At 53.0% G+C, this 1,859-nt stretch carries 1 protein-coding gene; it reads left to right on the forward strand.

Annotation, left to right across the window (positions count from 1 at the left end):
• A partial coding sequence (locus tag D6694_00835; protein ID RMH48149.1) for a hypothetical protein occupies positions 1-1,859 on the forward strand: 1,859 nt, incomplete at both ends.

The following is a 1,859-nucleotide window of genomic DNA, read 5'->3' on the forward strand; positions in this document are numbered from 1 at the left end:
GGCTTTGTTTTTCTCATCCGCTTCTCAGGCGGCGTTCGAGTGGTGGACGTGGCCAACAAGCAGCAGCCGGTTCATATTGGACAATTCGGGCCGAACCTATCACTACTCACGGGCCAGGTCCACTGGCCCTATATCTTTCTCGAAGCAACCGCCATGGGAGTGAGAGGCTCTCTCTTGGTCTACGACGTGTCTACCCCCCAAAGCCCTGTCTTACTCTCGTCGACTCCGCTCGGAAGTGCAGTCCATACTTTTGCACTGCGTGGCAACTACGTTTTCGGGGCAGACGGAGGCCAGCTCGTCGTGATCGACATCGGCGATCCGAAACACCCCAATAAAGTAGGACTGGAGCAAAAACCTCCCGACGACCCCGATCAAGGCGCAATTTTTGAGGGGGCGACGCATGTCGTCCTTACCGGACCGTTCGCTGTGATTCCCACCTACTTTCAGTTCGCACAGGGCCGCTCTACGACACGATACTTACGTGTGGTAGACATTTCGGACCCGGTAAACGCCCTGGAAAAAACTGCTGAGCGAACACTGCCCTACTTGTTGAGTCCGGATATACAAAATGTTGTGGGCGATGTCGCCTATGTCAGAACAAACTTTGGCAACGATTTCATCGGCCTCGATCTGAGCGATCCAGCTTTCCCTGTGACCGTTCCGATCAGTCCCGCAATTTCTTTTTCCGATAGTGTGTATAGAGGCCAACTGTTGTACACCGTTGGTGCGCAGTTTGATATCTACGATGTATTGAATCCGCGCAGCCCAGTAGAAGTAGGACGTGCTGATATACGAGGCGAACACCTGGTTGTACGCGGGAACCGTGCCTATTCCGTGTTCAACGACACAATGCACATCATCAACGTAGATAATCCCTCCTTCCCGGTCGTTGTCGGTTCCGTGACAATCCCAGGGAGAGCTTCCGAACTTTTGAGCTGCGGGGATTGGTTGTGCCTTTTGGTTGCCCATTACTCCACAACATTCCCTTATATCCTCGGCTGGGAACTCACATTTTGGAGTATTTCCAATCCCAATGAGCCGCAAATGGTGGGCGCGTGGAGAGGCGACTCATCTTATCCGCCTAAGATATTGACAATTGATCCTTACATCTACGTATTTGGAGGGTCCGGTTACGCGCTGAGCGTCCTGGATATATCAGACCCTCAACATGCCGTACGGATCTCCAACACACTGGTTGTGTATGCAGTCGCTGCAGCCATGGCCGATGGCCAGTTGGTTCTAGCCGGTGATGCTCTGCGGATATACGACGTTTCTGCGCCCGCCTATCCGGCTGAAATGGCGAGGTTGCGTCGCACGCGATTTCCGTCCCAGCCCATTGCAGCCTACAGGAACTTCGTCTATCTTCCCACCAACAGAGGCATCTATGTGTTTCGTGTGCCTCCTGCACTGCAATGGCCAAGAGAAGATATCCCCCCGGAAGGGGACATCTTCGCCGTACCTGATACGAAGCTCCGCTATGTTTTTCCTCCCGGCTCTTTTGCGAAACGGGTAACGGTCCAACATCGGAATCGATATATTCCCGACGAACAACGCCTTCCCATCATCCTCCAGCCCACAAAAAGCATTTTTGACATCACAGCCTTTGATCCCCAGACAGGTGCAGCGGTTCATCCTCTCAAACCCTTCACCATCATGGTAAATTACAGCAAGGCCGAAATTGGAGCAGTTCCGGAAGACACACTTGCACTTTACTACTGGAATGAAACCACTTGGCAACGAGCGCCAGGCGCCAACATCGATTTGGATAGAAAGGTCGTGCTTGCCAGGCCGGGCCAGTTGGGTTTATATGCCTTAGTCGGTGCTCCCCACCAGACATTCTTGCCTGTGATCGGAAACTA

This window comes from Gammaproteobacteria bacterium (genome assembly GCA_003696665.1).
In the GTDB taxonomy this organism is placed as follows: domain Bacteria; phylum Pseudomonadota; class Gammaproteobacteria; order Enterobacterales.